Annotated in this window: 28 protein-coding genes; 17 read left to right on the top strand and 11 right to left on the bottom strand. The window is 66.3% G+C overall.

What is annotated here, in order from left to right; genetic code table 11:
* Positions 1–40: 40 nt before the first annotated feature.
* The 3 genes from DRB17_RS07285 to DRB17_RS07275 all read right to left on the bottom strand — a co-directional run bounded on the left by DRB17_RS07285 (position 41) and on the right by DRB17_RS07275 (position 4,287).
* Positions 41–1,279, bottom strand: a complete 1,239-nt coding sequence (locus DRB17_RS07285) for an MFS transporter (RefSeq protein WP_114581543.1) — start codon at positions 1,277–1,279, stop codon at positions 41–43.
* A 185-nt stretch (positions 1,280–1,464) separates the two neighbouring features.
* Positions 1,465–2,145, bottom strand: a complete 681-nt coding sequence (locus tag DRB17_RS07280) for a GntR family transcriptional regulator (protein WP_114581542.1) — start codon at positions 2,143–2,145, stop codon at positions 1,465–1,467.
* Between the two features lie 66 nt (positions 2,146–2,211).
* A complete protein-coding gene (locus DRB17_RS07275) occupies positions 2,212–4,287 on the bottom strand; it encodes an aminopeptidase P family protein (RefSeq protein ID WP_114581541.1) in 2,076 nt (691 codons plus the stop codon).
* Positions 4,288–4,428: 141 nt separating this feature from the next.
* Here DRB17_RS07275 and DRB17_RS07265 point away from each other — a divergent pair, with 141 nt between their 5' ends.
* Positions 4,429–5,400 carry a glucosaminidase domain-containing protein gene (locus tag DRB17_RS07265; RefSeq protein ID WP_147274835.1) on the top strand — a complete coding sequence of 324 codons (972 nt, stop codon included), beginning with the start codon at positions 4,429–4,431 and terminating at the stop codon, positions 5,398–5,400.
* 263 nt (positions 5,401–5,663) lie between these two features.
* The gene (locus tag DRB17_RS07260; protein WP_114581538.1) at positions 5,664–6,194 is read left to right on the top strand and encodes a YjiS-like domain-containing protein; all 531 of its coding nucleotides are present in this window, start codon (positions 5,664–5,666) and stop codon (positions 6,192–6,194) included.
* On the opposite strand, the gene DRB17_RS07255 is transcribed toward DRB17_RS07260, so the two are convergent.
* The 3 genes from DRB17_RS07255 to DRB17_RS07245 form a co-directional block, all read right to left on the bottom strand.
* Entirely contained in the window at positions 6,167–7,093 is a 927-nt protein-coding gene (locus tag DRB17_RS07255) for a 50S ribosomal protein L11 methyltransferase (RefSeq protein ID WP_114581537.1), read from the bottom strand. The genes DRB17_RS07260 and DRB17_RS07255 overlap by 28 nt on opposite strands.
* Positions 7,094–7,131: 38 nt before the next feature.
* Positions 7,132–7,752, bottom strand: coding sequence for a guanylate kinase (gmk, locus tag DRB17_RS07250; protein ID WP_114581689.1), 621 nt, complete (start codon positions 7,750–7,752; stop codon positions 7,132–7,134).
* A 79-nt stretch (positions 7,753–7,831) separates the two neighbouring features.
* Complete coding sequence (locus DRB17_RS07245; protein ID WP_193725728.1) at positions 7,832–8,704, bottom strand: YicC/YloC family endoribonuclease; 873 nt, start codon at positions 8,702–8,704, stop codon at positions 7,832–7,834.
* A 172-nt stretch (positions 8,705–8,876) separates the two neighbouring features.
* On the opposite strand from DRB17_RS07245, the gene DRB17_RS07240 reads away from it, so the two are divergent.
* Positions 8,877–9,650 (top strand): SDR family NAD(P)-dependent oxidoreductase, encoded by a 774-nt coding sequence (locus DRB17_RS07240; protein ID WP_114581535.1) that lies wholly within the window; start codon positions 8,877–8,879, stop codon positions 9,648–9,650.
* Here DRB17_RS07240 and mltG read toward each other — a convergent pair.
* From mltG to fabD, 5 genes are all read right to left on the bottom strand, one after another.
* Positions 9,647–10,630, bottom strand: a complete 984-nt coding sequence (mltG, locus tag DRB17_RS07235; RefSeq protein WP_114581688.1) for an endolytic transglycosylase MltG — start codon at positions 10,628–10,630, stop codon at positions 9,647–9,649. The genes DRB17_RS07240 and mltG overlap by 4 nt on opposite strands.
* Before the next feature lie 13 nt (positions 10,631–10,643).
* Positions 10,644–11,909 (bottom strand): beta-ketoacyl-ACP synthase II, encoded by a 1,266-nt coding sequence (gene fabF, locus DRB17_RS07230; RefSeq protein ID WP_114581534.1) that lies wholly within the window; start codon positions 11,907–11,909, stop codon positions 10,644–10,646.
* Between the two features lie 64 nt (positions 11,910–11,973).
* Positions 11,974–12,216, bottom strand: coding sequence for an acyl carrier protein (locus tag DRB17_RS07225; protein WP_114581533.1), 243 nt, complete (start codon positions 12,214–12,216; stop codon positions 11,974–11,976).
* 155 nt (positions 12,217–12,371) lie between these two features.
* Positions 12,372–13,106, bottom strand: a complete 735-nt coding sequence (fabG, locus tag DRB17_RS07220; protein ID WP_114581532.1) for a 3-oxoacyl-[acyl-carrier-protein] reductase — start codon at positions 13,104–13,106, stop codon at positions 12,372–12,374.
* Positions 13,107–13,160: 54 nt separating this feature from the next.
* On the bottom strand, positions 13,161–14,129 hold the full coding sequence (gene fabD, locus DRB17_RS07215) for an ACP S-malonyltransferase (protein WP_114581531.1): 969 nt from the start codon (positions 14,127–14,129) through the stop codon (positions 13,161–13,163).
* A 307-nt stretch (positions 14,130–14,436) separates the two neighbouring features.
* Between fabD and rpsF the strand changes: the two genes are divergently transcribed.
* The 14 genes from rpsF to DRB17_RS07150 all read left to right on the top strand — a co-directional run bounded on the left by rpsF (position 14,437) and on the right by DRB17_RS07150 (position 26,691).
* Complete coding sequence (gene rpsF, locus DRB17_RS07210) at positions 14,437–14,817, top strand: 30S ribosomal protein S6 (protein ID WP_114581530.1); 381 nt, start codon at positions 14,437–14,439, stop codon at positions 14,815–14,817.
* A gap of 16 nt (positions 14,818–14,833) precedes the next feature.
* Positions 14,834–15,091: a 30S ribosomal protein S18 gene (gene rpsR / locus DRB17_RS07205; RefSeq protein WP_114581529.1), complete on the top strand. Its 258-nt coding sequence runs from the start codon at positions 14,834–14,836 to the stop codon at positions 15,089–15,091.
* A 36-nt stretch (positions 15,092–15,127) separates the two neighbouring features.
* Positions 15,128–15,742 (top strand): 50S ribosomal protein L9, encoded by a 615-nt coding sequence (rplI, locus tag DRB17_RS07200; RefSeq protein WP_114581528.1) that lies wholly within the window; start codon positions 15,128–15,130, stop codon positions 15,740–15,742.
* Between the two features lie 243 nt (positions 15,743–15,985).
* Positions 15,986–17,212, top strand: coding sequence for an SAM-dependent methyltransferase (locus tag DRB17_RS07195; RefSeq protein ID WP_114581527.1), 1,227 nt, complete (start codon positions 15,986–15,988; stop codon positions 17,210–17,212).
* A 111-nt stretch (positions 17,213–17,323) separates the two neighbouring features.
* Positions 17,324–18,829 (top strand): replicative DNA helicase, encoded by a 1,506-nt coding sequence (locus DRB17_RS07190; protein WP_114581526.1) that lies wholly within the window; start codon positions 17,324–17,326, stop codon positions 18,827–18,829.
* 19 nt (positions 18,830–18,848) lie between these two features.
* The gene (alr, locus tag DRB17_RS07185) at positions 18,849–19,973 is read left to right on the top strand and encodes an alanine racemase (RefSeq protein ID WP_241503768.1); all 1,125 of its coding nucleotides are present in this window, start codon (positions 18,849–18,851) and stop codon (positions 19,971–19,973) included.
* Between the two features lie 4 nt (positions 19,974–19,977).
* The gene (locus DRB17_RS07180; RefSeq protein ID WP_114581687.1) at positions 19,978–20,751 is read left to right on the top strand and encodes an MlaE family ABC transporter permease; all 774 of its coding nucleotides are present in this window, start codon (positions 19,978–19,980) and stop codon (positions 20,749–20,751) included.
* Positions 20,748–21,542, top strand: a complete 795-nt coding sequence (locus DRB17_RS07175; RefSeq protein WP_114581524.1) for an ABC transporter ATP-binding protein — start codon at positions 20,748–20,750, stop codon at positions 21,540–21,542. Before DRB17_RS07180 ends, DRB17_RS07175 begins: the two co-directional genes overlap by 4 nt.
* A gap of 119 nt (positions 21,543–21,661) precedes the next feature.
* Entirely contained in the window at positions 21,662–23,812 is a 2,151-nt protein-coding gene (uvrB, locus tag DRB17_RS07170; RefSeq protein WP_114581523.1) for an excinuclease ABC subunit UvrB, read from the top strand.
* A 117-nt stretch (positions 23,813–23,929) separates the two neighbouring features.
* Positions 23,930–24,073, top strand: a complete 144-nt coding sequence (locus DRB17_RS20185; protein ID WP_153242365.1) for a hypothetical protein — start codon at positions 23,930–23,932, stop codon at positions 24,071–24,073.
* Between the two features lie 56 nt (positions 24,074–24,129).
* A complete protein-coding gene (locus DRB17_RS07165; RefSeq protein WP_114581522.1) occupies positions 24,130–24,645 on the top strand; it encodes an MOSC domain-containing protein in 516 nt (171 codons plus the stop codon).
* A 357-nt stretch (positions 24,646–25,002) separates the two neighbouring features.
* Positions 25,003–25,386: a DUF6746 family protein gene (locus DRB17_RS07160; RefSeq protein ID WP_114581521.1), complete on the top strand. Its 384-nt coding sequence runs from the start codon at positions 25,003–25,005 to the stop codon at positions 25,384–25,386.
* 189 nt (positions 25,387–25,575) lie between these two features.
* Positions 25,576–26,106 carry a universal stress protein gene (locus tag DRB17_RS07155; protein ID WP_161958734.1) on the top strand — a complete coding sequence of 177 codons (531 nt, stop codon included), beginning with the start codon at positions 25,576–25,578 and terminating at the stop codon, positions 26,104–26,106.
* Positions 26,107–26,115: 9 nt separating this feature from the next.
* Positions 26,116–26,691, top strand: coding sequence for a Pycsar system effector family protein (locus tag DRB17_RS07150; RefSeq protein WP_114581519.1), 576 nt, complete (start codon positions 26,116–26,118; stop codon positions 26,689–26,691).
* The last annotated feature ends 70 nt before the right edge of the window (positions 26,692–26,761 follow it).

Raw genomic sequence — 26,761 nt, 5'->3', positions numbered from 1 at the left:
ACCGATATAGTCACTGCCGGCCCACGCCAACAGGGGCTGGTTACCTGTTCCCCCCGGCCAGCCGCGCCGCCTCGGGCCGCGCACGCAGGGCCGCCATCGCCCAGATCCCCAGGAACGGCCCTATGGCGAGCGGCGCGAAGCCGAAGGTCCAGCCCAGCCACTCGATGGAATACGGGATCAGATGGATTGTCGCCAGCGTCAGGATGAAGCCCAGGCTGGTCTGCAGGGTCAGCATCGTGCCGACAAGCTCCGGTGGCGCAAGCTCGGCGATGGAGGCCGAGAACTGCGCCGAATCCGCGACCACCGCCACGCCCCAGACCAGGCAGACGATGACAACCAGCGTCGGGGGCGCGCCGAACAGGAAGCCGATCAGACAGGCGCAAAGACCGCTCACCCCCATCGCCAGCATGGTCAGCGTCGTCCGCCCGATCCGGTCGGCGACCAATCCGCCGGCAACGCAACCGAGCGCGCCAATACCGATGGTCGCAAAGGTGGCGTACTTCGCCGCGACAATGGACGTCTCTCCCGGTTGCGCGGCCAGGAAGCTCGCCTGCATGAAGACGCCCACCCACGCCCACATGGCGTATAGCTCCCACATGTGGCCGAGGTAGCCGAGGTTGGCAAGGCGCATCGGCACGTTGCGCCAGGCCGCCAGCACCGCGCCCGGCCGCAGCCTCGCCGCACGGCCGAGGTTCGGCCCAAGCTCGGCGAAATTGATCGCGACCCCGGCAACTCCGGCGGAGATCGAAGCCGCCAGGATGGTGAAACGCCAATCCACGCCGCCAAGCGCATTGAACAGGTGCGGTGAGGCCGAGCCCAGGGTCAGCGCCCCCACCAGCAGCCCGACGACAAGCCCCATGTCACGCCGCGCCCAGGTCCCCGCCAGCTTCATACCGACGGGATAAACACCTGCCATCGCCGCCCCGGTCAGAAAGCGAAGCACCGGCGTCAGCGCCGATGCCGGTCCCGCCAGCAGGATCGCCGCGTTTACAATGCTGCCGAATAGCGCGCACAGCATGAAGATGCGCCGGGGGTCGAAGCGGTCGGGCAGCGAAAGCAGCGCGCTCGCGAAACTGCCGGCGACGAAGCCGATCTGCACGCTGCTCGTGAACAACGACTGGCTGAACGCGCTGAGATCGTACTCGCGCATCAGCGCCGGAACCACGGCGGAGGCCGAGAACCACAACGCCATCGCCGCCACCTGGCTTGCGGCGATCACCGTCAGTGAGCGCCATTTGCGTGCGTTGTCCACCGTGGCGATGGCGTCTCCTGATGTCATTCCGGCTGCCCTTCCCGCATCCAACATACTATTGAAATGTCAGTGATATGTTAGAAACATGTCAAGCGACACCACGGTGACGGCGGTCACACCGCGCAAGAAGCGCACCGCCGCCGACCAACCCGCCTCATGGGCGGGGCACCGGTATTCAGTCCAATTCAATCAAGGGGAAATCGCCGTGCCTGTCAGTCGAGCAGCGTGTTGCGAGTCATCCGCTCGACATAATCGCAGCGTGCCTCGCACGCCGCCTTCGCTTGCTCCGCGTCGCCAGAGGCGATGGCGCGCACGAGTTCGGCCTGCCGGTGGGCCGCCGTGCCGAGATCGTCGGCGTGCTGGAAATGGTAACACCAGAAGCGGCGCGACATCGGCTGCATCAGGCGGATGCACTTGGCCGCCCACTCGTTGCGCGCGGCATTGAGAACGAGGTCGTAGAATTCCGCATCCAGCCGCAGGAATGCCTGCGCGGCGTTCGCACTAGCGGCGGCCTCCATCTCTTCTCCGATCTCGCGGAACCGCTGCCGGTCACCCGAAGCCGCCTTGATCGCCGCGTAGCAGGCGACCAACCGCTCCACCTCGCGCCGGGTCTCAACCAGCTTGACCTGGGAACGCACGTCGATCTGAGAAACCATGATGCCCCGGCGAGGCAGGATCAGCACCATGCCCTCCGCCGCCAGACGCTGCAGCGCCGAGCGAACGGGCGAGCGGCCCAGCCCGAAGCGCCGGCTTAGCTGGACTTCGGATACCGAGGTGCCGGGCGCCAACTCCAAGGTGACAATCGCCTCTTCGATTGCCTTGTAGGCGCGTTCGCCGAGGGAATCGGAGTCCGCCGCCGCTTCGATGTCGGGTGCCGCCGGGTTCGAGGACATGGAACTCACTTTAAATGCCTTGCCCCCGGCGCGCCAATCGCGGGATGCAGTGGCCGCGGCGTATGCTCAAGCCGGCGTTCCGACAGCACCGGCCAAGGGCGCAGTCTCGGCCCTGACCCACACGGCCGTTTGATCATCCAGCAGTGGCGTCAGCGTCTCCGCGACACGGGCGTGGTAAGCGTCGATCCAGGCCAGTTCGGCCGCGTCCAGCAGCGCGGTGTCGATCAGCGCCCGGCAGAACGGCGCCAGGGTCAGTGTCTCGAACGCCAGCATCTCGCGCTCGTCGCTTCCCTCCCTGACGTCCTCGCGCACCGCGACGAGATTCTCGATGCGAATGCCGTAAGCGCCCTCGCGGTAGTACCCCGGCTCGTTGGAGCAGATCATGCCCGGCTCCAGCGGCACGCGATTCGGCACCTTGGAAATCCGCTGCGGCCCCTCGTGGACCCCCAGATAGCTGCCGACGCCGTGGCCGGTGCCGTGGTCATAGTCGAGCCCCGCCTGCCACATCGGCGCACGGGCGAGGGTGTCGATCTGGCTGCCTGTCGTACCCTTGGGGAAGCGTGCGGTCGCCAGCGCGATATGCCCCTTGAGCACGCGGGTGTAGTGCGCCTGCATCTCTGGCGTGGGCGTCCCCACGGCGATGGTACGGGTGATGTCGGTGGTGCCGTCCAGGTACTGCGCCCCGGAATCGACGAGGTAGAGTTCCCCCGCGTTGAGCGCCCGGTTGCTGGCCTCGCTGACCCGGTAGTGCGGCAGCGCGCCGTGTGGCCCCGCGCCGGAGATGGTCTCGAAGGACAGGTCGCGGAACAGGTCGAGGCCGCGGCGCAGGGCGGCCAGCGCCTCCGCCGCCTCGATCTCCGTCACCGGCTCGCCGCGTTCGGCCCTGGCGGGCGCCTCGCGCGACAGCCAGGCCAGGAAGCGCGACATTGCCGCGCCGTCGCGGCGGTGCGCCGCGCGGCTTCCCTCAAGCTCCGCCGTGTTCTTGCGAGCCTTGGGCCGCTGCACCGGGTCCTCGCCGCGTACCGGCTCCGCGGCCGCGTTCTCCAGGCGGTCGAATACCCAGGACGGCGCGCTGGCCGGATCGGCCATGACCCGCTGGCCGGCGGCAGCCAGCGCATCCAAGGCTGGCCCCAACTCGTCCGGCCGGCGCAGGCGAACGGTTTCGCCCAGCGTGTCGCGAAGCTCGCCTGTCAGCTTGCGCGGGTCGACGAACCAGTCCACCTGCCCATCCGCATCGATAATCGCGAAGGACAGCACGAGCGGTGTATGCGCCACGTCGCCGCCGCGCACGTTCAACAGCCAGGCGATCGAGTCCGGCAGCGTCAGCACCGCCGCATCCGCATCCCGCCGGCGCACCGCCTCGGCAACGGCGACCTGCTTGTCGCGCGCGGGTTCGCCGGCATAGGCGAGATCATGCGGCACGGCAGGAGAAACCGGCTCTGCAGGCCGGTTGTTCCAGACGGCGTCGATGGGATTGCCCTCGATAGCCACGGCACTGCCGCCGGCCCGCTCGGCCGCCGCGCGAAGAGAGGCCAGCCCCTCCGGGGTGTGCAGCCAGGGATCATAGCCCAGTTTGCCGCCCTCCCCCAGGTTCTCGGCGATCCAATCGGACGGCGGCTCTTCGGTGACGTGGCGCGGCGTGAACAGCCCGGTGTCCACTTCCTCGCGCACCTGTATCGTATAGCGTCCATCGACGAAGACCGCCGCCGTATCGCGCATGACGACGGCGAGGCCAGCCGAACCCGTGAAGCCTGTGAGCCACGCCAGGCGCTGCGCGTGCGGCGGCACGGACTCGCCCTGGTGCGCGTCGGCGCGCGGTACCACGAAGCCGTCCAGCCCGCACCGCGCAAGTTCCGCGCGTAAGAGCTCAATCCGCTCCCCGCTTGCCGCCTTGCCCTCGCAAAGCCCGCCGTCCGCCCCCGCCTCCGCTTCCTGCCGCAGGGCGCGCAGACGCTGACGCAAGGTATCGGTCGGGGCATCGGCAACGAGGCGCATCCAGGCATCGCCATTTACCGTCGGCGTCGGCGCGGCAACGACACCGGCCACGAGGTCGCGAACGCCGGCCGCGTCCAGCCGGGCGCCTTCGGACCGCAGCAAACTGTCGATCTCGCGGTCCTGTCCGCCGTTCCCGTCCGCCGTCATTCAGCCACCCCTTTGCCTGCCTGCCGTGATTCCGCTGGCAGGCTATGCCCGGCATCGGCGTCGGGCAAGCGCGGCGTCTGGCCAAGGCTTCGGGGTTCGTGCAAACTATTGGGGTATCTTTACCCTGAAGGACGGCGAAAGGTGTCTCTCAAGCAACCTCTCCACCTGCGCCACCTGCGGTGGCCCAGCGGGCGGGAAAGCCTGTTCTGGGCCAAGAGCCTGCTGCTGGGCGGCGTAATCCCGGTCTGGCTCGCCCTCTGTCTCGCCGTCGCACCAGGAACAGGCAAGGGCGTCCCACTGGAAACCGGAGAGGTCGCCGGCATCCCTGTACGCGGCGTGCAGCTCGCCTCGCTCACCAGCCTGTTCGACAGCCACGACTACGATCTCGATGACGTCGCGGAGGGGCGGCGCGACGTTCCGCCGATATTCGTTCGAAGCCTGCCGCCCGACTGGCGCGCGATGAAGGCGAAAAAGCGCAAGCGCGCCTTCGTCAAGACGGTGCTGCCCTTGATCTTGAAGGCCAATGCTCGCATCCGGGCCGAGCGGGCAAAGCTGCTCGACCTCATCGCCGCGGCCGATGGAGACCTGTCCAGATTGCCGGAAGCGCGGCGCGGGGATATCGAACGCCTGGCGAAACGCTACCGCACAGAGCCCGACGATCTCGACACCCTCAAGCGGCGGGCGGACATCGTGCCGGTTTCCCTTGCGCTGGCACAGGCGGCCAACGAGTCCGCCTGGGGCACCTCCCGCTTCGCTCGCGAAGGCAACGCCCTTTTCGGCCAATGGACCTGGGACGCCGAGGACGGCATCGCGCCCAAGGACCCGCAGGCCGACAAGGGCGATTACACCGTGCGCGCGTTCGACAGCCTGGGGCATTCCGTGGCCGCCTATATGAACAACCTGAACACCCATCCTGCATACGCAGACTTCCGCGAGCGCCGCGCCCGGCTGCGAAAAGCGGGCAAGCCGCTCAGCGGCGTCAGTCTCGCGGGCGGTCTGCTCAAATACTCCCAACGGGGCGCCGATTACGTCGCGGAGATTCGCGAGATGATCCGCTACAACGATTTCCAGAGTTTAGAGCAAGCCCGCCTCGCCATCGTCCCGCTGGGCTGAATCTTCGTCGCGGAACCGCAAAATCTTGGAAAACCGCCAAATTTAGCTATGCACCAATTGCATTGCTGCAGCGCAAAAAATCCTCTCTCAGAACTGTGAAATAGGGACTATATCTCTCCTAACACGGATCGGCGGACGGCTGGGGACGGTTTCCGGCATCCACCGCTCGCCGTTTCCCGGACTCTGGACCCGCTGTCGGCCTGGAGCCCATCCGCGAATATCGCTACCAGACCGCAACGACGAAACCTACAGGAGTATATCCGATGACCCGCGCGACCAGTTCTATGACCGCACGGGCCGGGCAGCGGTTCGAGGGGCGCCGGCTGGATCGTGCCGACGTCTACCTGCTGTCCCGGCAGTTGCAGAGCGAAGCCATCGCCGACATGACCGCCCGCGGCGCCCGCTACCTTGTGCGTGCCACCGGCCTTTCGGCGCTGTTCACTGGCCTTGCCGCGCGCCTGCGCAAGTGGGCGCGGCGCCGTGCGACGATCGCCCAGCTCAGCAAGCTCGACAACCGCACGCTCTGGGATATCGGCGTCAATCCCCATGGGATCGAGGCGGCGGTCGACGCCATGCTGAACCCGGCGAACGACCAGAACCGGGCCCACCTCGGCGACGTGATCCGCCAGATCGACACCCGCACGGTCAGCTCGCTGCGCCACGCCGGCATGGCGAAGCCCGCCAAGAGCCCGAAGCGGAACGCCGAGGCCGATGCCCTTTCCGCCGAGCTGGTCGCCCGGGCGGCGAACCGCAACCAGGACCACACTCAGGAAGCGACCAAGCGCCCGGCCTGAGTTCCGGCATCCTGGCCCGGCTTGCGCAGGATAAGCGTCGTCCAGCCACCGACCGGAAGGCGCTGCCAAAGCACCAGCCCCTGGGCCAGATGACGGTACAGAACCTTCCGCGCCTGGTGGTCGAGCAGTCCGGAGAGGACCGCCCAGCCGCCGGGCGCGAGGTTTGCTTCCAGATCGGCCGCCATCGCCGTCAGCGGCTCGGCCAGGATATTGGCGCAGATCAGGTCATAGGGACCGTTGTGCCGCACCTCGCGCGAGCGGTAGCCGTCGCTCACCACCGCGCGCACCCACTGGGCGACGAAATTGTCCCGCGCATTCTCCCGGCAGATCGTGATCGACGGCGCATCGTTGTCGGCGGCTAGGACCGGCACCCGCCACAGCCGCGCGATCGCGAACGCCAGGATGCCGCTTCCCGTGCCCATATCCAGCGCCCGCTCGACGTTCACGCCGCGCTTTGCCAGCTTTTCCAGCGCCAGCAGGCAGCCTTGCGTCGTCTCATGCCGGCCGGTGCCGAAGGCTTGGTTCGCCTCGATCCGGAAGGCGATGGCGCCCGGCGGCCGCGGCTTCGACAAGTTGTGCTGGCCGTAAACAAAAAAACGCCCCGTCACGATAGGCGGAAGCCCCTCGTAGGCCTTCGCCAACCAATCCACGTCCGGCAGCGGCGCGCTATCCACCGCGGGCTCCGGCACATGCGCGGCCGCGGCGGCCGTGGCAATCAGAGACGCCAATTCGCCCCCGTCCGGCACCTCGCTCAGGTACAGGTCGATCGGCACCTCGCCGTTTTCGTCCGGTCCGCCGGTAACGATCGCGCCACCCAGCGTTTCCAGCGCCGCCTCGAAAATCTCCAGGGCTGCCTGCGGCACCTTGAGGTGCACGTGATGGCCTTGCGATTGTTCCATTCGTTCCTCGTCAGAGGGCTTCGCGCCACCGGCGCGGCTTAACCCCCGGCCTTCTCCGCCTGGTGCGATAGCTGCTGGACAAAGTCGCGCAGGCCCGTCTGGCGGTCGCGGCGCAGACGCTCGGCCTCCAGGATCGCGGTCACGCGGCGGACGCTTTCCTCCACGTCCTCGTTCACCACGATATAGTCGTATTCCGCCCAGTGGCTCATCTCGTCGGTCGCCTTGGCCATGCGCTGGCGCACCACCTCCTCGGGGTCCTGCGCGCGCTTGTGCAGCCGGCGGGCAAGCTCCTCGGTCGAGGGCGGCAGGATGAACACGGACACAAGGTCGTCGCGCGCCGATTCCCGCAGTTGCTGCGTTCCCTGCCAGTCGATGTCGAAGAGGACGTCCTGGCCCTGGTTCAACGCCTCCTCCACCGCCGCGCGGGGCGTGGCATAGTAGTTGCCGAAGACGCGCGCGTGTTCCAGGAACGCGCCCTCCTCGCGCATGCGGGCGAATGTGGCGTCGTCGACGAAGGTGTAGTCCACGCCCTCCCGCTCGCCGGGCCGCTGCGGCCGCGTGGTGACCGAGATCGACAGGCGCAGGTTCTGTTCCCGCTCCAGAAGGGCGCGGGAGATCGTGGTCTTCCCCGCCCCGGATGGCGAGGAGAGCACCAGCATCAATCCGCGCCGCTTGATGATTCCGTCCTGCACGTCGTCCTGTCCGAGGTTCGCGTTGGCGGGCCAGCGATGCGCCCTGCTACTCGATGTTCTGCACCTGCTCGCGCAACTGCTCCACCGCGTTCTTGAGCGCAAGGCCGATGCGCGTCAGCTCCACGTCCTGCGCCTTGGAGCACAGGGTATTGGCCTCCCGGTTGAACTCCTGGCAGAGGAAGTCAAGCCGCCGGCCGATCGCCCCGCCCTCTTCCAGCAGTTCGCGAGCGGCGGCGTCGTGGGCGCTGAGGCGGTCCAGTTCCTCGCGCACATCGGCCTTGCTGGCGATCAGCGCGGCCTCCTGCGCCAGCCGGTCCTCGGGCAGGCCGGCCTGCGCCTCCAACAGGTCGGAAACCTGACGGCGCAGGCGCTCGCGCAGGGCTTCCGGTTGCGCCGCCGCGCAGTCGCGCGCCTGGGCCGTCAACCCGGCGATGTGATCCAAATGCGCCATTGCCGTTTCTTTCAGGCGGCCACCTTCCAGCCGGCGCGATTCGACCAGGTCCTCCAGCAGCGCGGTCAGATCCGCCTCCAACCTAGCCTCCCGTGCCTTGCGGATGGCCTCCTCCTCCGTCTCCTCGGCGGTTTCCAGCACGCCGCGAATCGCCAGCAGTCCGTCCAGGCGCGGCGGAGCGGCATCGATCTCTTCCCGAAGTTCGCGCGTCAGGTGGATCACCTGATCCAGCACGTGCCGGTTCACCTGCAACCGCAGGCCCCGGTCGCCCCGATCCATGTTGAGCGAGACCGTGACGTTGCCGCGCGCGCAGGCCTTGGGCACCGCCGCACGCACCTTGGCCTCCAGCGCCTCGCTCCCCGCGGGCACGCGGCAGCGCACCTCCAGCCCGCGGCCGTTGACGCTTTTCGCTTCCCAGGTCCAGGTCAGCGTTTCGTCCCCGCCCTCGCGGCGGGCGAATCCGGTCATGCTTGAAACTGACACGCGGGAATGGTCCTTATCCGGCGCTGGTGGGTCGGTTGGGCGCGCACTATATCCGCGCCATGCGCCGTGTCACAAGGCCGTGCATTCGGTTGAGACAGGGGACGCGCTGACCGCCTGTCTTTCAACCGCCGCACTGCCGCACTACAGTCGTCGCACCATGACACTGCGCAATTCGAATCCCCGTTCCGTCCTCATCACCGGCGCGTCCAGCGGCATCGGCGCCGCCCTGGCGCAAAGCTATGCCGCGCCGGGCGTTCATCTGGCGCTCAGCGGCCGCGACTGGCGGCGCCTGGACGAGGTGGCCGAATCCTGCCGCGCCTTGGGGGCCGAGGTGCGCAGCCGCCACGTGGACGTGCTTCATCGCGTGGCGATGGCCGACTGGATCGCAGAGGTCGACGACCACGCACCGCTGGAACTGGTCGTCGCCAACGCAGGCGTCTCCGCCGGGACCGGCCAGGGCGGGGAAAGCGACGCCCAGGTGCGCCGCATCTTCGCCATCAACATCGACGGCGTGGTGAATACCGTGCTGCCGGCGGTCGAGCGCATGCGGCCGCGCCGCCGGGGCCAGGTGGCCATCGTCTCCTCGCTTGCCGCATTCCGCGGCTTCCCCGGCGCGCCCGCATACTGTGCCAGCAAGGCGGCGGTGCGCGTGTGGGGCGAATCACTGCGCGCGCACCTGAAGGCGGAAGGCATTGCCGTCAACGTGATCTGCCCCGGCTTCGTCAAATCGCGTATGACGGCCGTGAACGAATTCCCGATGCCGTTGCTTATGGACAGCGACAAGGCCTCCCGCATCATCCGCCGTGGCCTGGCCCGCGACAAGGCACGCATCGTCTTTCCCTGGCGCCTCTGGGCAGCCGTCTGGCTCCTGGCCGCGCTGCCCCCCGGGCTGACGGACAGGCTTCTGGCTCGCTTGCCGGAGAAGGGTTAGTTGGACCGGTCGTCCCTGACCCGACGCCATTTCGCAACGTTGCGGTTGTGCTCGCGCAGGGTCCTGGCGAAGGCGTGGCCGCCGTCTCCGTTGGCGACGAAGTAAAGGAAATCGGTGTCGGCCGGGTGCAACACCGCCTCTATTGCGGCGCGGCCGGGATTGGCGATGGGACCCGGCGGCAGGCCGCCGGCGTGGTAAGTGTTGAAGGGATGCTCAAGGTCCAGGTCGCCACGGGTCAGCGGCCGGTCCAGCGGTTCCTTGCCTTCCGTCAATGCAAAACGCACGGTGGGATCGGACTGGAGCCGCATGCCACGCCGTAGCCGGTTGACGAACACATTCGCCACCAAGGCACGCTCGTCCGGAACCGCCGTCTCCTTCTCGACGATTGACGCCAGCGTCACGGCTTCATGCCGCGTATCGAACGGCAGGTCATCGGCCCGACCGGGCCACAACTCTGCGAGCAGCGCGTCCATCCCCTCCCGCATCCGCCGGATCAGGGCCACGCGCGAGTCGCCACGGCGGTAGTGGTAGGTTTCCGGCAGCAGGCTGCCCTCCGGCGGCACACTCTCCACCTTGCCGACAAGAACAGGCGCTTCCCGCACCAGCGCCACGACCTCCGCGCTGGTCAGACCCTCGGGCACGGTCAGTTTCCGCGCCACGGTCTTGCCGGAAACGATGATGTTCAGCGCGCGCTCGGGGCTGACGCGGGCGGGAAAGGCGAACTCGCCGGCCTTGAGTTGCCGGGCCTTGCCGGTCAGCCGCGCGCCCCAGATGAAAATCGTCGGACGCGCGATCACGCCTTCGCGTGCCAGGGTCTCGGCAATGCTCTCCAAGCCCGATCCGGGCGGAATGAATACGATCGTCCGCGTCTCCAGGGGACCCGGCGATTCGAACCGGGCCTTTCCCCATGAGTACACGAAACCCGCGGCAACGATCGCGGTAGCGATCAGGAAGGTCGCGGCGACCAGCAGCCGCTTCACGGACACCCCACGCTCAGTGGTAGGCGGCGACGACCAGACTTGCGTTCGTGCCGCCGAACCCGAAGGAGTTGGACAGCGCGTACTCCGCCTCGAACTCCTGCGCCTTGTAAGGCACAAGGTTCACGTCGCCGCAACCCGGCGAGGGATCGTCCAGGTTCAGCGTCGGCGGCGCAATCCCGTGCTTCAACGCCAGGATGGAGAAGATCGCCTCCACCGCTCCCGCGGCGCCGAGAAGATGACCGATTGCCGACTTCGTCGACGACATGCGGAGCTTGTAGGCGTGGTCGGCGAACAACTGTTTCACGGCGCCAAGCTCGATCTCGTCGCCCTTCGGCGTCGAAGTGCCGTGAGCGTTCACATAACCGATCTTTTCCGGGTCGAGACCGGCGGAGCGCAGCGCATTCCGCATGGCCCGATAGCCGCCGTTGCCATCCTCGGCGGGCGCGGTGATGTGGTAGGCGTCGCCCGACATGCCATAGCCCACGACCTCGCCATAGATATGCGCGCCGCGCTGCTTGGCGTGCTCCAGCTCCTCAAGGACGACGATCCCCGCGCCCTCGCCCATGACGAAGCCGTCGCGCCCCTTGTCCCAGGGCCGGGAGGCACGCTCCGGCGTATCGTTGAAACCGGTCGACAGTGCCCGCGCCGCCGAGAACCCCGCGATCCCGACCCGGCAGACCGCCGCCTCGGCACCACCGGCCACCATCACGTCGGCATCGCCAAGCCCGATCAGGCGCGATGCGTCGCCGATGGCGTGCGCGCCGGTCGAGCAGGCCGTCACGACCGAATGATTGGGCCCACGGAAGCCGTATTTGATCGAAACGTGGCCGGACACCAGATTGATCAGCGACGAGGGGATGAAGAACGGCGACAGCCGGCGCGGTCCGCGCTCGTGCACCGTCAGCGCGCCCTCGTAGATCGTCTGCAGGCCGCCGATGCCCGAGCCGATCATGACGCCGGTGCGCTCCAGCGCCTCCTCGTCGTCGGGCTTCCAGCCCGAATCCTCCACCGCCTGCTGCGCGGCCACGAGACCGTAGACGATGAACTCGTCCAGCTTGCGCTGATCCTTCGGCGCGACGAAGTCGTCGGGGTTATAGTTTCCCTCGGACGTTTCCCCGCGGGGAACCTGCCCGGCCACCTTCGCCGGCAGGTCCGACACGTCGAAGCTCTGGATACTGCGGATACCCGATTGCCCGGCCACGAGGCGGTCCCAAACCGCCGGCACACCGCATCCAAGCGGGGTGACTAGGCCCAGGCCGGTCACGACAACTCGTCTCATATGATCCGAACGCTTGGCATGACCACCCGCATCGCGCAAGCGGGGCGCCGGGCGCCCCACATGCTCAAGCGGCGTGCTCTTGGATGAAGTTGACCGCGTCCTTCACGGTCACGATCTTCTCGGCCGCGTCGTCCGGAATCTCGCATCCGAACTCTTCTTCAAATGCCATCACGAGTTCGACGGTATCCAGACTATCCGCGCCAAGATCGTCGATGAAGCTGGCACTGTCGGTGACCTTGCCCTCTTCGACACCCAGGTGTTCCACAACGATCTTCTTCACGCGCTCGCCGATGTCGTTATCGCTCATGCCCTCTTAGACCCTTTGGTAAATGTAATCGCCCCACGGGACTCGCCCGCATCATCTTTCGACTGCGCCACCGCTGAATGGGCGCCGCCTCTTATCACAGTTGCCAACCCGTGACCAGCATTTGCGACACCCTTGTCAAGTACGGGAAAAGCCGCTCATATCATGGCCATTCCGCCATTCACGTGCAAGGTGTGCCCGGTCACATATCCGGCCTCCTGGCTTGCCAGGAACGCCACGCAGGCGGCGACGTCCTCGGGCTTGCCCAGACGCTCGGCCGGAATGTTGGCGAGGATACGTTCGCGCTGCTGGTCGTTCAGGGCATCGGTCATCGCCGTCTCGATCATTCCCGGCGCCACGCTGTTCACCGTAATGCCGCGGCTTGCAACCTCCGCCGCCAGCGACTTCGTCAAGCCGATGAGACCGGCCTTCGAGCTGGCATAATTCGCCTGGCCCGGATTGCCGGTGACGCCCACAACAGAGGTGATGTTGATGATACGCCCCGAGCGGCGCTTCATCATACCTTTCAAGACCCCGCGCGACAGCCGGAAGGCAGCCGTCAGGTTGACTTCCAGAACCGTCAGCCAGTCCTCGTCCTTCATCCGCATCGCCAAAGTGTCGCGCGTCAGTCCAGCGTTGTTGACCAGGATGTCGAGCCCGCCCAGCGCTTCCTCCGCCTGCCCCGGCAGCTTGGCGACCGCCTCGGCGTCGGACAGGTTGCACGGCAGGACGGCCGCGCCGTTCAGCTCCGCCGCAAGCGCATCCAGTGCTTCGCGCCGCGTCCCCGACAGGGCGACACGCGCGCCCTGGGCATGCAGGCTGCGGGCGATGGCGCCGCCGATACCCCCCGATGCGCCGGTGACGAGGGCCGTCTTGCCGCTCAGATCGAACATGTTGCCGCCTCTTCCCCTCTTCGCTTCGGCCCGAACGTGCCCGCGGACGCATGTTCAGGCGTCTTGTTCCTGCGTGTATTCGTGCAATTCCGTAAGAAAGGCCTCGACGTCGCGGGGTCCATTGATCGCGGCCGTCTTGATCGACCGGTCGATACGGCGAATCAAGCCCGTCAGCACCTTCCCGGCGCCGAGTTCCAGCATGCTTGTCACCTCCTTGTCACGCATATATTCGACGCTCTCGCGCCAGCGGACGGGATGGGTGATCTGCTCGACCAGCCGGTGGCGGATCTCGTCGGGCGATTCCAGCGCATAGGCCGTGACGTTGGACACCACGGGCAGGTTCGGCGCCTGGATCTCCACATCGGCCAGCGCCTCCTCCATGCGCTCGGCGGCGGGCGCCATCAGGCTGCAGTGGAACGGCGCCGAAACCGGCAGCATCTGGACCTTGCGGGCGCCTTTCTGCTTGGCGATCCCGGCGGCCCGCTCGACCGCCGATTTGTGGCCGCTGATGACGATCTGGCCGGGAGCGTTGTCGTTCGCGGCCTCGCAGACCTCGCCCTGCGCGGCCTCTTCGACGACGGCCTGCACCGCCTCCATCTCCAGGCCGATGATGGCGGCCATCGCGCCCTCGCCGACCGGCACGGCGTCCTGCATCGCCTTGCCGCGAATCCGCAGAAGCTGCGCGATCTCGGGCACGGTGAGACCGTCCATCGCGGCCAGCGCCGAATATTCGCCCAGGGAATGGCCGGCAACGAACTCACCCATGCTGGACAGGGCAAATCCGCCCTGCTCCTCGATCGCCTTCACGGCGGCCAGGCTGACGGCCATGATCGCCGGCTGGGCGTTCTCGGTGAGCGTCAGTTCTTCCTCCGGTCCCTCGAACATGAGCCGTGACAGGTTCTGGTTCAGCGCCTCGTCGACCTCTTGAAAGATATAGCGGGCGGCCGGAAAGGATTCGGCCAGCTCCACCCCCATGCCGACCGACTGCGATCCCTGACCGGGAAAGACGAACGCGCGCGCCATAGTTGATGCTCCTTGTGGTCTGCTAACCGGACCCGGTCGCGAATGGGGGCCGAGTCATAGCCACTGGCGATCCGGTGTCAAGCGATGGCCACGGCAGACCCCGGTATGATAACGCGCCAACCCCTTGCGTACAGGGGCGCGCTGTGTATATTGCCGGCTTCTCGCGAAAACTCCTCGCCGGTTCCGCGCGAACCCGCGCCACGAAACCGCGTGGCCGGGCCAAGGGATCGGCTAGGGCCGCCCGGCTTCCCCGACCGCTATCCGGGGCAGCTACGGCCCACGAAACAGCCACGGGGAGTGGAAATCGATGGCTTATTACGAAAGCGTGTTCATTGCACGCCAGGACATCTCGTCCTCCAACGTCGAGGAGTTGGCCGGCCAGCTTCAGCAGCTTGTCGAGGCCAATGGCGGCCAGGTCACCAAGACCGAGCACTGGGGCCTGAAGAACCTGGCCTACCGCATCCGCAAGAACCGCAAGGGTCACTACGTCCTGTTCAATCTCGATGCGCCGCCGGCGGCCGTGCACGAGATGGAGCGCACCATGCGCTATAACGAGGATGTGATCCGCTATCTCACCGTCCGGGTCGATTCACTCGATACCGGTCCCTCGGTGATGATGGAGCGGAAGGACAAGAAGGAAGGCCACCGCGGCGACCGGCGCGGCGGCGGCCGCCGGCGCGGCGAGTAGAAGGAGGACGTAAGCGATGGCCCTACGTGTCGTCAGTCGCGGCGCCGCAGTCCGGCGCCCGTTTTTCCGCCGGCGCAAGAGCTGCCCGTTCTCGGGCCCGAATGCGCCGAAGATCGACTACAAGGACGTGAAGCTGCTGCAACGCTTTACCAGCGAACGCGGCAAGATCGTGCCGAGTCGGATCACGGCCGTGTCCACCAAGAAGCAGCGCGAGCTGGCCCGGGCGATCAAGCGGGCCCGCTACCTTGGCCTGCTGCCCTACCTGATCAAGTAACGTGCTGGCCGGGGTAAGGAGGATAACACCATGCCTATGCAGGTGATTCTGCTGGAGCGCATCGAGAATCTCGGCCAGATGGGCGACGAGGTCTCGGTGAAGCCCGGCTTCGCGCGCAACTATCTGCTGCCGCAGAAGAAGGCGCTACGCGCCAACGATGCCAACCGGGGCTATTTCGAGTCTCGCCGGGCCGAGTTGGAGGCCCGCAACCTGGAGCGGCGCAAGGAAGCCGAGCAGGCGGGGGAAAAGATCGGCGGCATGACCGTCGTGATGATCCGCCAGGCCGGCGAAGGCGGTCAGCTCTACGGTTCCGTCAGTGCCCGCGACATCGCGGATGCACTGCGCGATCAGGGTGCCAACATCGAGCGCGGCCAGGTGCAGCTCAACCGTCAGATCAAGACGGTCGGCCTGCACCCGGTCACGCTGCGCCTCCACCCGGAGGTCACGGCGGAAATCACGGTGAACGTGGCCCGCTCCGAGGCCGAGGCGGAGACTCAGGTGGCTGCCGGCGAGGAGGTTTCGCCGGAAGAGCAGCAGGAGATTGCCGAGCAGGCCGTCGAAGAGGTGCTGTCCGAGGTGGAGGCCCTCGAAGAAGAGGAAGCCGCCGCCGAGGAAGGCGAGGAAGAGGCGGGGCAATCGGGCCAAACCTGACCCCGCTGTTTACACGCCAGACTTTAAAACCGCCCGGTGTAAAACACCGGGCGGTTTGTTTTGGCCGCTTGTAACAGGGCCCTGAGTGATCAAGGTCACGCAAGCAGATGGAAAGATACGTCCCGGTATCATGGACAAGCCACGCAAGGCTCCGCTACGCTTTTACCATAGTCGATGGTATTCGTGCCGGGGGCGCCACGTGCGGTCGGGCGCGATGGGATCACAGGGAGCGCTCGACGGGTCATGCTGGCCGCGTTTCTGTTTCGCCGGATCGTTCGCGAGGGCACACTAACCGTCATCGATGCTGCGGGAGCGTCGGAAACCTTCGGCAGTGGCGAGCCGCGGGTCACCATCCGGATCAAGGATCGGGCGACCGAAGCCAAGGTGCTGTTTCACCCGAAGCTCTATATCGGCGAAGCCTATATGGACGGCAAGCTCGATATCGAGGACGGCACCCTCTACGACTTCCTGGATATCTGTGGGCGGAACTCGTTGCGCCTGGAAAGCCATCCCCTCTGGGGCATGTTCGAGGAAGCCGGCCGAGTCCTGCGCCCGTTGCAGACCTACAACCCGGTCAGCCGGGCACGCCGGAACGTTGCCCATCACTACGACCTGTCGGGCGAACTCTACGACCACTTCCTCGATCAGGATCGTCAGTACTCCTGCGCGTACTTCACCGATTCCTGTGATTCGCTGGAGCAGGCACAGGCGAACAAGAAACGCCACCTGGCGGCCAAACTGCGCCTGACCGAGCCGGGCCTCGACGTTCTCGACATCGGCTGCGGCTGGGGCGGTCTGGGCCTGCATCTGGCGGAGGAGGCCGGGGCGACCGTCACTGGCATCACGCTTTCGGAAGAACAGGTGAAGATAGCGCGCGATCGTGCGCGCGGCGCCGGGCTGGACGAGCGCGTGCAGTTCCGGTTGGAGGACTATCGGAACCTCTCTGGCCGCTATGACCGCATCGTCTCCGTCGGCATGTTCGAGCACGTCGGCACCCGCCATTACCGCGAGTTCTTCCGCCGGATTCGCGAACTGCTCACCGAGGATGGCGTGGCGGTCCTGCACGCCATCGGCCGCATGTCGCCGCCGGGCGGCACCAACGCCTGGCTGCGTAAGTATATTTTCCCCGGCGGCTACACCCCCGCCCTCTCGGAGGTCATGCAGGCGATCGAGCGTGAGGGGCTGTGGGTCACCGACATAGAAATTCTGCGCCTGCACTATGCCGAAACGCTGCGTCACTGGCGCGAGCGTTTCGCGCGCAACCGCGACCGGGTGAAGGAGATCTATGACGAGCGTTTCTGTCGCATGTGGGAATTCTATCTGGCGGGCTGCGAGATTTCGTTCCGCTACATGGCCCATATGGTGTTCCAGATCCAGTTGACTCGCCGGCAGGACGCCGTGCCATTGACGCGCGACTACATCACCGATTGGGAGCGCGCGCAGATGCGCCAACAGACGGCGGCGGAATAAGGGGTCCGCCGATTCGAACAATTGACGAACTTAGTTATCCCCAGTAATCCCGTTATCCACAGAGGTTAAAATCTCTACGGTGCAGGGAAGCGTCTGTTAGGCTCCGCCCCCATGAACGCGCAGCAAGGTTCCCTGGCCCAGCTCCCCACCGGCAACGACGGCGAACACGATCGCACGCCGCCCGTCAATTACGAGGCCGAGCAGGCGCTCCTCGCGGCCATCCTGGCCAACAATCAAGCGCATGAGCGCGTCTCGGAGTTCCTGCGCGCGGAACATTTCGCCGACCCCGTCCACGCCCGCATCTTCGAGGCCTGCAGCAAGCTGATCGAGCGCGGCCAGATCGCCAACGCGGTCACGCTGAAGAACGCGTTCGAGTCGGACGGCGCGCTGCAGGAGGTCGGCGGCGCCAACTACCTGGCCGAGTTGCAGGCGGCCTATGTCACCGTCATCAACGCCGAGCATTATGGCAAGGCGATCCACGACCTGCACTTGCGCCGTGAGCTGATCGCGCTTGGCGAGGAGGTGGTGAACGAGGCCTTCGACTTCGACCTTGACGTACCCGCCACCGACCAGATCGAAGCGGCGGAGCAGAAGCTCTACCAGCTCTCCGAAAGCGGGCAGAGCGAGGGCGATTTCCAGTCGTTCCGGCATGCCCTGGTGACGGCCGTGGAAATGGCGGAGGCGGCGCACCGCCGCGACGGGCAGATTGCCGGCGTCACCACCGGCTTGACCGATCTCGATGAGTTAATGGGCGGCCTGCACAACAGCGACCTCGTGGTGCTGGCCGGCCGGCCGGGCATGGGCAAGACGGCGCTTGCCACCAACATCGGATTCTCCGCGGCCAGGCGTTACGCGGAGAGCGACGGGGCGGAAGGCGCCGTCGTCGGCTTCTTCTCCCTGGAAATGTCGGCCGAGCAGCTCGCCACCCGTATCCTCTCCGAGGAAAGCGGCGTCGGCTCGGAGAACATCCGCCGGGGCAAGCTCTCCTCCGAAGACTTCGAAGAGGTGGTACGGGCCAGTCACGAGCTGTCCGCCCTGCCCTTCTTCATCGACGATACGCCGGCGACCTCGGTCGGGCAGGTGCGCACCCGCGCCCGAAGGCTGCGCCGGCAGCAGAACCTTGGTCTGATCATCGTGGACTACTTGCAGCTCATGCGCCCGACGGCCGGCCGCCAGCCTGAAAGCCGCGTGCAGGAAATCTCCGACATCACCCGTGGCCTCAAGGTGATCGCCAAGGAACTCAACGTACCGGTGCTTGCCCTGTCGCAGCTTTCCCGCGCGGTCGAGCAGCGCGAGGACAAGCGCCCGCAGCTTTCCGACCTGCGCGAATCTGGGACGATCGAGCAGGACGCCGACATGGTGATGTTCGTCTACCGCGAGCAGTATTACCTGGAGAAGGCGGAACCGACGCAGCGCCCCGACGAGGCCGACGAAAAATACCACGAGCGCCATCACAATTGGCAGGAACGACTGGAGCGTGTCTACGGCACGGCGGAGGCCATCGTCGCCAAGCAGCGTCACGGCCCGACCGGCAAGGTCCGACTCTCGTTTGACGGGGCCACGACGAAGTTCGGGAATCTGGCCGCCGACGACTATCTGCCCGATGAAACCGGATGATCCACCAGGGACGGACAGCTTGACGGGCCTGGCCGGCCGCGCCGGCGCCATACTGACAATCGACCTGGATGCGGCGGCCCGGAACTATCGCCAACTGCGTGCGCGACTGACCAACGCCGAGTGCGCGGCCGTGGTGAAAGCCGATGCTTACGGCCTGGGAATGGACCGGCTTGCGCCCGTGTTCGCGCGGGCGGGCGCGGAGAGCTTCTTCGTCGCTACCATCGACGAGGGTATACGCCTGCGCGCCATTCTGGACGACTCGGGCCATCCCGAGTGCACGATCTACGTTCTGAACGGCCCCCTGCCGGGCACCGAGGGCGATCTGATTGCCGCGCGGCTGATCCCCTCGCTGAACAGCCTGGGCGATCTCGACCTCTGGACCGCCGCCGGACGGCAGCGCGGCGTGCGCCTGCCAGCCGCGCTACAGGTCGATACCGGCATGAGCCGGCTTGGCCTGCCCGACGACGAGTTGGAAACACTGGCTGAGTCGCCCAAGCGCCTTGAAGGTATCCAGCTTCAACTCGTCCTGAGCCATCTGGCCTGCGCCGATATGGCTGACGATGCCGGGAATCCGGCACAGCGGGATCGCTTTCGCGCTGCCCTGGATTCGCTTCCGAAGGCGCCGGCGTCGCTCGCCAACTCCTCCGGCATTTTCCTTGGCGAAGACTACCACTTCGACCTCGCCCGGCCGGGCGTCGCGCTCTTTGGCGTAAACCCGACGCCGGGACACGACAATCCCATGGAGCGGGTCGTCACGCTGCAGGCGCGCGTATTGCAGGTACGCCAGATTGACGCCCATCGGGGGGTTGGCTACGGTGCGACCTTCCGAGCGGCCGGGCCGACGCGCATCGCCACGATCGCGGCCGGCTACGCCGATGGATATTTGCGTCACCTGTCCAATCGCGGCCAGGTGGCTATTGGGGAGCGGCTCGCGCCGGTTGCCGGACGGGTGTCGATGGATTCCATCACGGTGGATGTGACAGCACTGCCACATGACGCGGTGAAGCCGGGCGATTTCGTCGAACTGATCGGCGATTCGCACGACCAGGACGCGCTGGCGGAGGAGGCCGGAACGATCGGCTACGAGATCCTGACGGCGCTGGGGGCGCGCTACCAACGTGTCTATCGCGGCGGGGATGCCTGACGCGATGGCCCTGCTGCAAATCGTCGGCCGTACGTTCCTTAGCTTCCTGGCCGCTGTCGGGCGGCTGTTCCTGTTCATGTCGCTGTCGATCTCGCACGCGGTGCGGCCCCCGTTCTACGGGCGCATCCTGGGCCGGCAGTTGCTGGAAGTCGGCTATTACTCGCTGCCGGTCGTGGGACTGACGGCGATCTTCACCGGGATGGTGCTGGCGCTGCAGAGCTACACCGGCTTCGCGCGCTTCTCGGCCGAGAGCGCCATTCCCAACGTCGTCGTCGTCTCGATCACGCGCGAGCTGGGACCAGTGCTGGCCGGCCTGATGGTGGCAGGGCGGATCGGTGCGGCGATGGCGGCGGAAATCGGCACCATGCGCGTCACGGAGCAGATCGACGCGCTGACGACGCTGGCCACCAATCCGTACAAATACCTGATCGCCCCACGGCTGTGGGCCGGGCTGATCTCCCTGCCGCTCCTGGTGCTGACGGCCGATATCATCGGCATTTTCGGCGGCTACCTGGTGGCAACCTACAAGCTGGATTTCAACGCGGCCACCTACCTCAAGAACACCCGCGAGTTCCTTGAGGTGATGGACGTCGTGTCGGGCCTGGTGAAGGCGGCGGTGTTCGGCTTCCTGATCGCGCTGATGGGCTGCTATCACGGCTTCCACTCCAAGGGCGGCGCCCAGGGTGTGGGTGCGGCCACCACGAACGCGGTCGTGTCGGCGTCGATCCTGATCCTCTCGTCCAACTACATCATCACCGAGCTGTTCTTCGCGCGATGACACCTCGATCCACCAATAGCCAGACGCCGAAGATCCGGGTCCGCGGCCTTTCCAAGTCCTTCGGCGACAATCAGGTCCTGCGCGGCCTCGACCTGGATGTGGACGAAGGCGAATCGGTCGTGGTCATCGGCGGCTCCGGCACCGGCAAATCGGTGCTGTTGAAGTGCATCCTGGGCATCCTGGAGCCGGACTCCGGCAGCATCGAGGTCGACGGCGAAGAGGTCGTCGGCCTGCGGGGGGGAGACATGGACCGGGTGCGCCGCAAGTTCGGCATGCTATTCCAGAACGCGGCGCTGTTCGATTCCCTACCCGTCTGGGAGAACGTCGCCTTCGGCATGATCCAGAGCGAGGGCGTCGCGCGCAAACGGGCGCGCGAAACGGCGGCGGAGAAGCTGGCCGCCGTCGGCCTGCGCCCGGAGGTCGCCGACCTTTTCCCTGCCGAGCTTTCCGGCGGCATGAAGAAGCGCGTCGGGCTGGCCCGTGCCATCGCGACGGAGCCGGAGATCGTATTCTTCGACGAGCCGACGACGGGCCTGGACCCGATCATGGGCGACGTCATCAACAGCCTGATCGTCGAAATCGTCCAGAAACTGGGCGCGACCGCGCTGTCCATTACCCACGACATGGCCAGCGCCCGCAAGATCGCCCACCGCATCGCCATGCTGTACGAGGGTCGAATCATCTGGAACGGCGCGACCGAAGAGATCGACAGCACCGACAACGCCTACGTTCAGCAGTTCGTCAACGGCCGCGCCGAGGGCCCCATCGAGATGCCGGTGCGCCAGGCGTAGGGGGCGTATTCGGTTCGACCTGCGGCACCGCCCCCTGGCCTTCCCCCGCCCCGGCACCCTACATTGTCGGTATGCAACACGACCAAGCCACTGCTCAGCCCGAATCCGGCGCGCCGGTCATGCACAAGCCGGAGTCGCGCCCCTTCGACCTGCAATCGGAGTACACCCCCGCCGGCGACCAGCCGCAGGCTATCGCCGAGATTCAAGGCGGATTGCAGCAGGGGGAACGGGACCAGGTCCTGCTTGGCGTTACCGGCTCGGGCAAGACCTTCACCATGGCGCACGTCATCCAGCAGCAGCAGCGCCCCACGCTGATCCTGGCACCGAACAAGACCCTGGCCGCGCAGCTTTACGGCGAGATGAAGAGCTTCTTCCCCGACAACGCCGTGGAGTACTTCGTCAGCTACTACGACTACTACCAGCCAGAGGCCTACGTCCCGCGCACCGACACCTACGTCGAGAAGGAATCCTCGATCAACGAGCAGATCGACCGCATGCGCCATGCCGCCACGCGCGCGCTGTTCGAGCGCGACGACGTGATCATTGTGGCCTCGGTCTCCTGCATCTACGGCATGGGCGCGCCGGAGACCTATTCGCGCATGACCGTGGAACTCCACACCGGCGACCGGGTGGAGCGAAACGATCTGCTGAAGCAATTCACGGAACTGCAGTACAAGCGCAACGACATGAGCTTCGTGCGCGGCACCTTCCGTGTGCGCGGCGACACGGTGGAGATCTTCCCGGCCCACTACGAGGACCGGGGCTGGCGCATCTCGCTGTTCGGCGACGAGGTGGAGCAGATCAACGAGTTCGACCCGCTGACCGGCGAGAAGACCGACACGCTGGAGCGCATCAAGCTCTACGCCAACAGCCACTACGTCACCCCGCGCCCGACGCTTCAACAGGCCGCCAAGCAGATCAAGGAGGAGCTGAAGGAGCGCCTGGAGTATTTCAATCGACATAACATGCCGCTGGAGGCCGAGCGGCTGGAGCAGCGCACCACCTTCGACCTGGAGATGATGGAGGCGACGGGAAGCTGCCCCGGCATCGAGAACTACTCGCGCTACCTCACCGGCCGCAATCCGGGCGAGCCGCCGCCGACGCTGTTCGAGTACCTGCCCGACGACGCGATGCTGATCGTGGACGAGAGTCACGTCACCGTGCCGCAGTTGAACGGCATGTTCCGCGGCGACTTCGCCCGCAAGTCCACGCTGTCCGAGTACGGCTTCCGCCTGCCGTCCTGCACCGATAACCGCCCGCTCAAGTTCGAGGAGTGGGACGCGATGCGCCCGCAGACGGTCTATGTCTCTGCGACGCCGGGCAAGTGGGAGCTGGCGCAGACGGGTGGCACCTTCACCGAACAGGTGATCCGGCCCACCGGCCTCATCGATCCGGTCTGCCTGATCCGGCCGACGGCGGAACAGGTGGACGACCTGATCGCCGAGGTGCAGGGCGTCGTGCAGAACGGCACCCGGGCGCTGGTGACGACGCTCACCAAGCGCATGGCCGAGGATCTGACGGAGTACCTGCACGAGGCCGGGCTGAAGGTGCGCTACATCCACTCCGATGTGGACACGCTGGAGCGTATCGAGATCATCCGCGACCTGCGCCTGGGCGTCTTCGACGTGCTGGTGGGCATCAACCTGCTGCGCGAGGGGCTGGATATTCCCGAGTGCGCGCTTGTCTGCATCCTTGACGCCGACAAGGAGGGCTACCTGCGCTCCGCAACCGCGCTGATCCAGACCATCGGCCGGGCGGCGCGCAACGTGGATGGCCGCGTCATCCTATATGCCGACAAGCGCACCGACGCCTTGCAGAAGGCGCTGGACGAAACCGAACGCCGGCGCGAAAAGCAGCAGGCCTACAACGCCGAGCACGGCATCACGCCGGAAACCATCCGCAAGCAGATCTCCGACATCCTGCAAAGCGTCTACGAGCGCGGCGACCACGTCGACGTGAAGGCCGGCGAGGAGGAAGGCGCGCTGGTCGGCCACAACATTCAGGCCACGATTCAGGACCTGGAACAGCGCATGAAGGACGCCGCCGCCAATCTTGAGTTCGAGGAGGCCGCCCGCCTGCGCGACGAGATCAAGCGCCTGGAGGAAGCGGACCTCGGGCTGCCGCAGGACGGCGCGGTGGGCGGCGGCGGCTTCGCACAGCGCGTCGCCCGCGCCGATGCGCAATCGAAGTCGAAGCGCGGCACCGGCGGCAAGGGGAAGGGCAAGACCCGCTCCGGCAAGCCGAGCGGGCGGCGGCGCAAGAGTTCCTGATCGCACCACCGGTTGATTCAACCGCGTCCATGTTTAAGTTGAAACACAAGCCGCCGGACGGCATGTCATCCGGCGACGAGTGCAAGTAAGCCTGCAAGAATGAATGGGAGGGGCGCGATGCAGGACCCGGTGGAAATGGTAAAGCGCACCGAGACGTTCCGGAAACTCGACCAGAAGGTGAACTGGGCGATGGTGACGATCTTCGGAACAGTCACGGTACTCGTCATCTACGCGGTGGCGGAAAACGTCCTGGTTGCCTGACGGCAACGTCTCTCCCGGCGGAAAGTCGGGGCGCGAAATCAGGGAATCCCGGGCCGATGGCGGCTGTTCTCGAACGCATCTTCATTGCCGCCGCCGCCGGCCAGGCGATGCAGGAGGTCGAGGAGGTCCGCGCCCTGCCCGGCAAGGGCCTTGAGGGCGACCGCTACGCCAGCGGGCGCGGTTACTGGTGCCCGCACGACGTCTGCCAGGTCACTATCATCGGCGTAGAGCCGCTGGAGCGGATCGAGCGGGAGATGGGCGTTCGGGTGCTGGACGGCCAGCACCGCCGCAACCTCGTCGTTCGCGGCCTCGACCCGATGGACCTTGCCGCCAAGCGCGCACGTATCGGCGAGGCCATCCTGACCTACGACCGCATCCGCCCGCCCTGCGCCTACATCGCCAAGCTGACCGAAAAGCAGATGACCAAGGCCCTCTACCGCCACGACCGCAGTATCTGCGTCACGGTCGAACAGGGCGGCCTGATCCGTCGCGGCGACCCGGTGGAGATCCTGGGCACCAACCGCGACCTGTTCTCCGCCTCTTTCGAACGGTTCCTGCGGGCGTTCCGATAGACCCCGTGACAGCAAATGTCTCCTTGTCTCTCCGCGAGGGTGCGCGCCAAGGGTTCTCCTCCGTCACCTTCATGGGCTCCGGATCAGCGAAGCATAGAACTAGGAATATTGACCTATATCCCGAACCCCGCTACGCTCCCCCGTCCGACTTTTCACGACGAACCGACGGGAGCGATGCATCAACGAGGAACCGACGCCACCGCGGGAGATTCCGTTTCCGTATGCAAACGTCATCATTCGTCAACATGACGTTACAAGGCGGCTTCATCTCCCCGTCGGGAACGCTTGCGTTGGCGGTCCTGCTCTGACATTGATTGCGGATGCAACTCATTCGCATTTTCTGAAGGAGGAAACGGCATGCGTAGGACCTTGGCCACTGTCGGTCTTGCCGCCGCGACTGCCCTGGCCGCCGGGCCGCTTCAGGCCGACGAGGCGCGCGTCGAGCATTACGGCGGCAAGCCGGCGGCCAACCTGGAACAGGCAGTCAAGAACCTGCGCGAGACCAACCGCGAGCTCCAGACGCGGCTGTCGCAGGAGATGACCGCGGCCAATATCGACCGCATCCACCGGCTGAGCTACACGCTGGAAAACGCGCTCAAGCGCCTCGACGACGATCTGGACAAGATTGCCGATGTCCTGGAGGGCATGCACCTCGCCAGCGAGCGGATGAACGCCGACGCCGTAGAGAGCTATGGCAGCGCCTATCTGGAGAACATGCAGATGGTGCTCGGCGAGGAATAGGCCGCTGGCCGCCCGCGCCAGCGCGATGGCGGGGCGGCGATTGGGCAGGAAGTGAGGCACTCCAGCTCGAATTCACAGCCGTCCCGTTCCCCTTCTCCTCTTTGCCAATCCGCCTAACATGCGCATACCATGACCTGGGCTGCGCTGGAGACGATTGGTGAAACCGATGACATTGGGGATCTCCCGGCCATGAAGCATATCGTGACAGCCATCGACGGCTCGGACCATGCGTACAAGGCGTTCGATTTCGCGGTCGATCTGGCGCAGAAGTACGGCGCCAGGCTGACCGCCGTCCACGTCATCTCGGACCGTCCGCTGACGGAGGGCGAGCGGCGGATGGCGGAGAACGAATATCTGGGCGACGTGGTGGAGGGACTGAACCTGGGCGGCCTGATGGAGAGCAAAGGCGACCCGCGCCTGTTCGCACGCGAGCTGCTGGGCAAGCACGGCGAAACCGGCCTGCGGGTGCGCCGGGCCATCGGGCACCGCTATCTGGACGAGGCCAAGTCCCGCGCACACCATAAGGGCTTTCGCGAGATCGACACCAGCGTCGAGGAAGGCGATCCCGCCGACGAGATCCTGGCCGCCGCCGAGCGTGTCGGCGCGGACGTGATCGTCACCGGCAGCCGCGGCCTTGGCAATATCACCGGGGCGCTGCTGGGCAGCGTCTCGCACAAGGTGGCACAGCGCGCCACCTGCACCTGCATCAATGTGAAGTAGCAGGCTGGCATGGTGTTGAGCGAACGGAACGCGGCCGGCGCACAGGCAGAGCCCCTGCCGACGCCGACGGTCGAGCAGGAACGGGTCGGCGACTTCGTCCATACCTCGCTGATGCAGAACATCACGCTGGCCGACCGCAAGGCCGGCATCCTGTTCACGCTGGTGTCCGCCGCGCTGCTGTTCCTCTTCACCCGCCTGCCGAAGGACTTCGCCTCGGCCACGGGCGCGCTGTGGCTGGTTGTCGTCGTTCTGCTCGTGACCGGCGCGGCCTGCGCCTTTCTGGTGGTCTTCCCGCGGTTCCGGCGTAGCGCCGACAGCACGAACGGCACGTCGAGCGTCCTGTTCTGGGGCGAGGTGGCGCGCCAGCCGGACACGCAGGCCTATATCGCCGAGGTCTGCCGCCGCGACCCGGCAGAGCTGGCACGCGGCAAGCTTGGCTATTGCTACGACCTGGCCTGCATCTGCGCGCGGAAATTCCGGCTGCTGCGCATCGCGATGGGATGTTCCGCCGCCGGGCTGCTGCTGTTCCTTGTGGCGCTGGCCGTGGGGCTTCCCGCTGGCGGAGCCGGTCCGCCGATGTCGTGATCGCCGGCGAGATCTCTTAAAGATTTGCCATCGGCTGTTGCGGTTACACATATTGAGCAGCCGAAACACA

Source organism: Ferruginivarius sediminum (assembly GCF_003344765.1).
In the GTDB taxonomy this organism is placed as follows: Bacteria; Pseudomonadota; Alphaproteobacteria; order Kiloniellales; family Rhodovibrionaceae; genus Ferruginivarius; species Ferruginivarius sediminum.
This window is presented reverse-complemented; position numbering and strand designations above follow the sequence as displayed.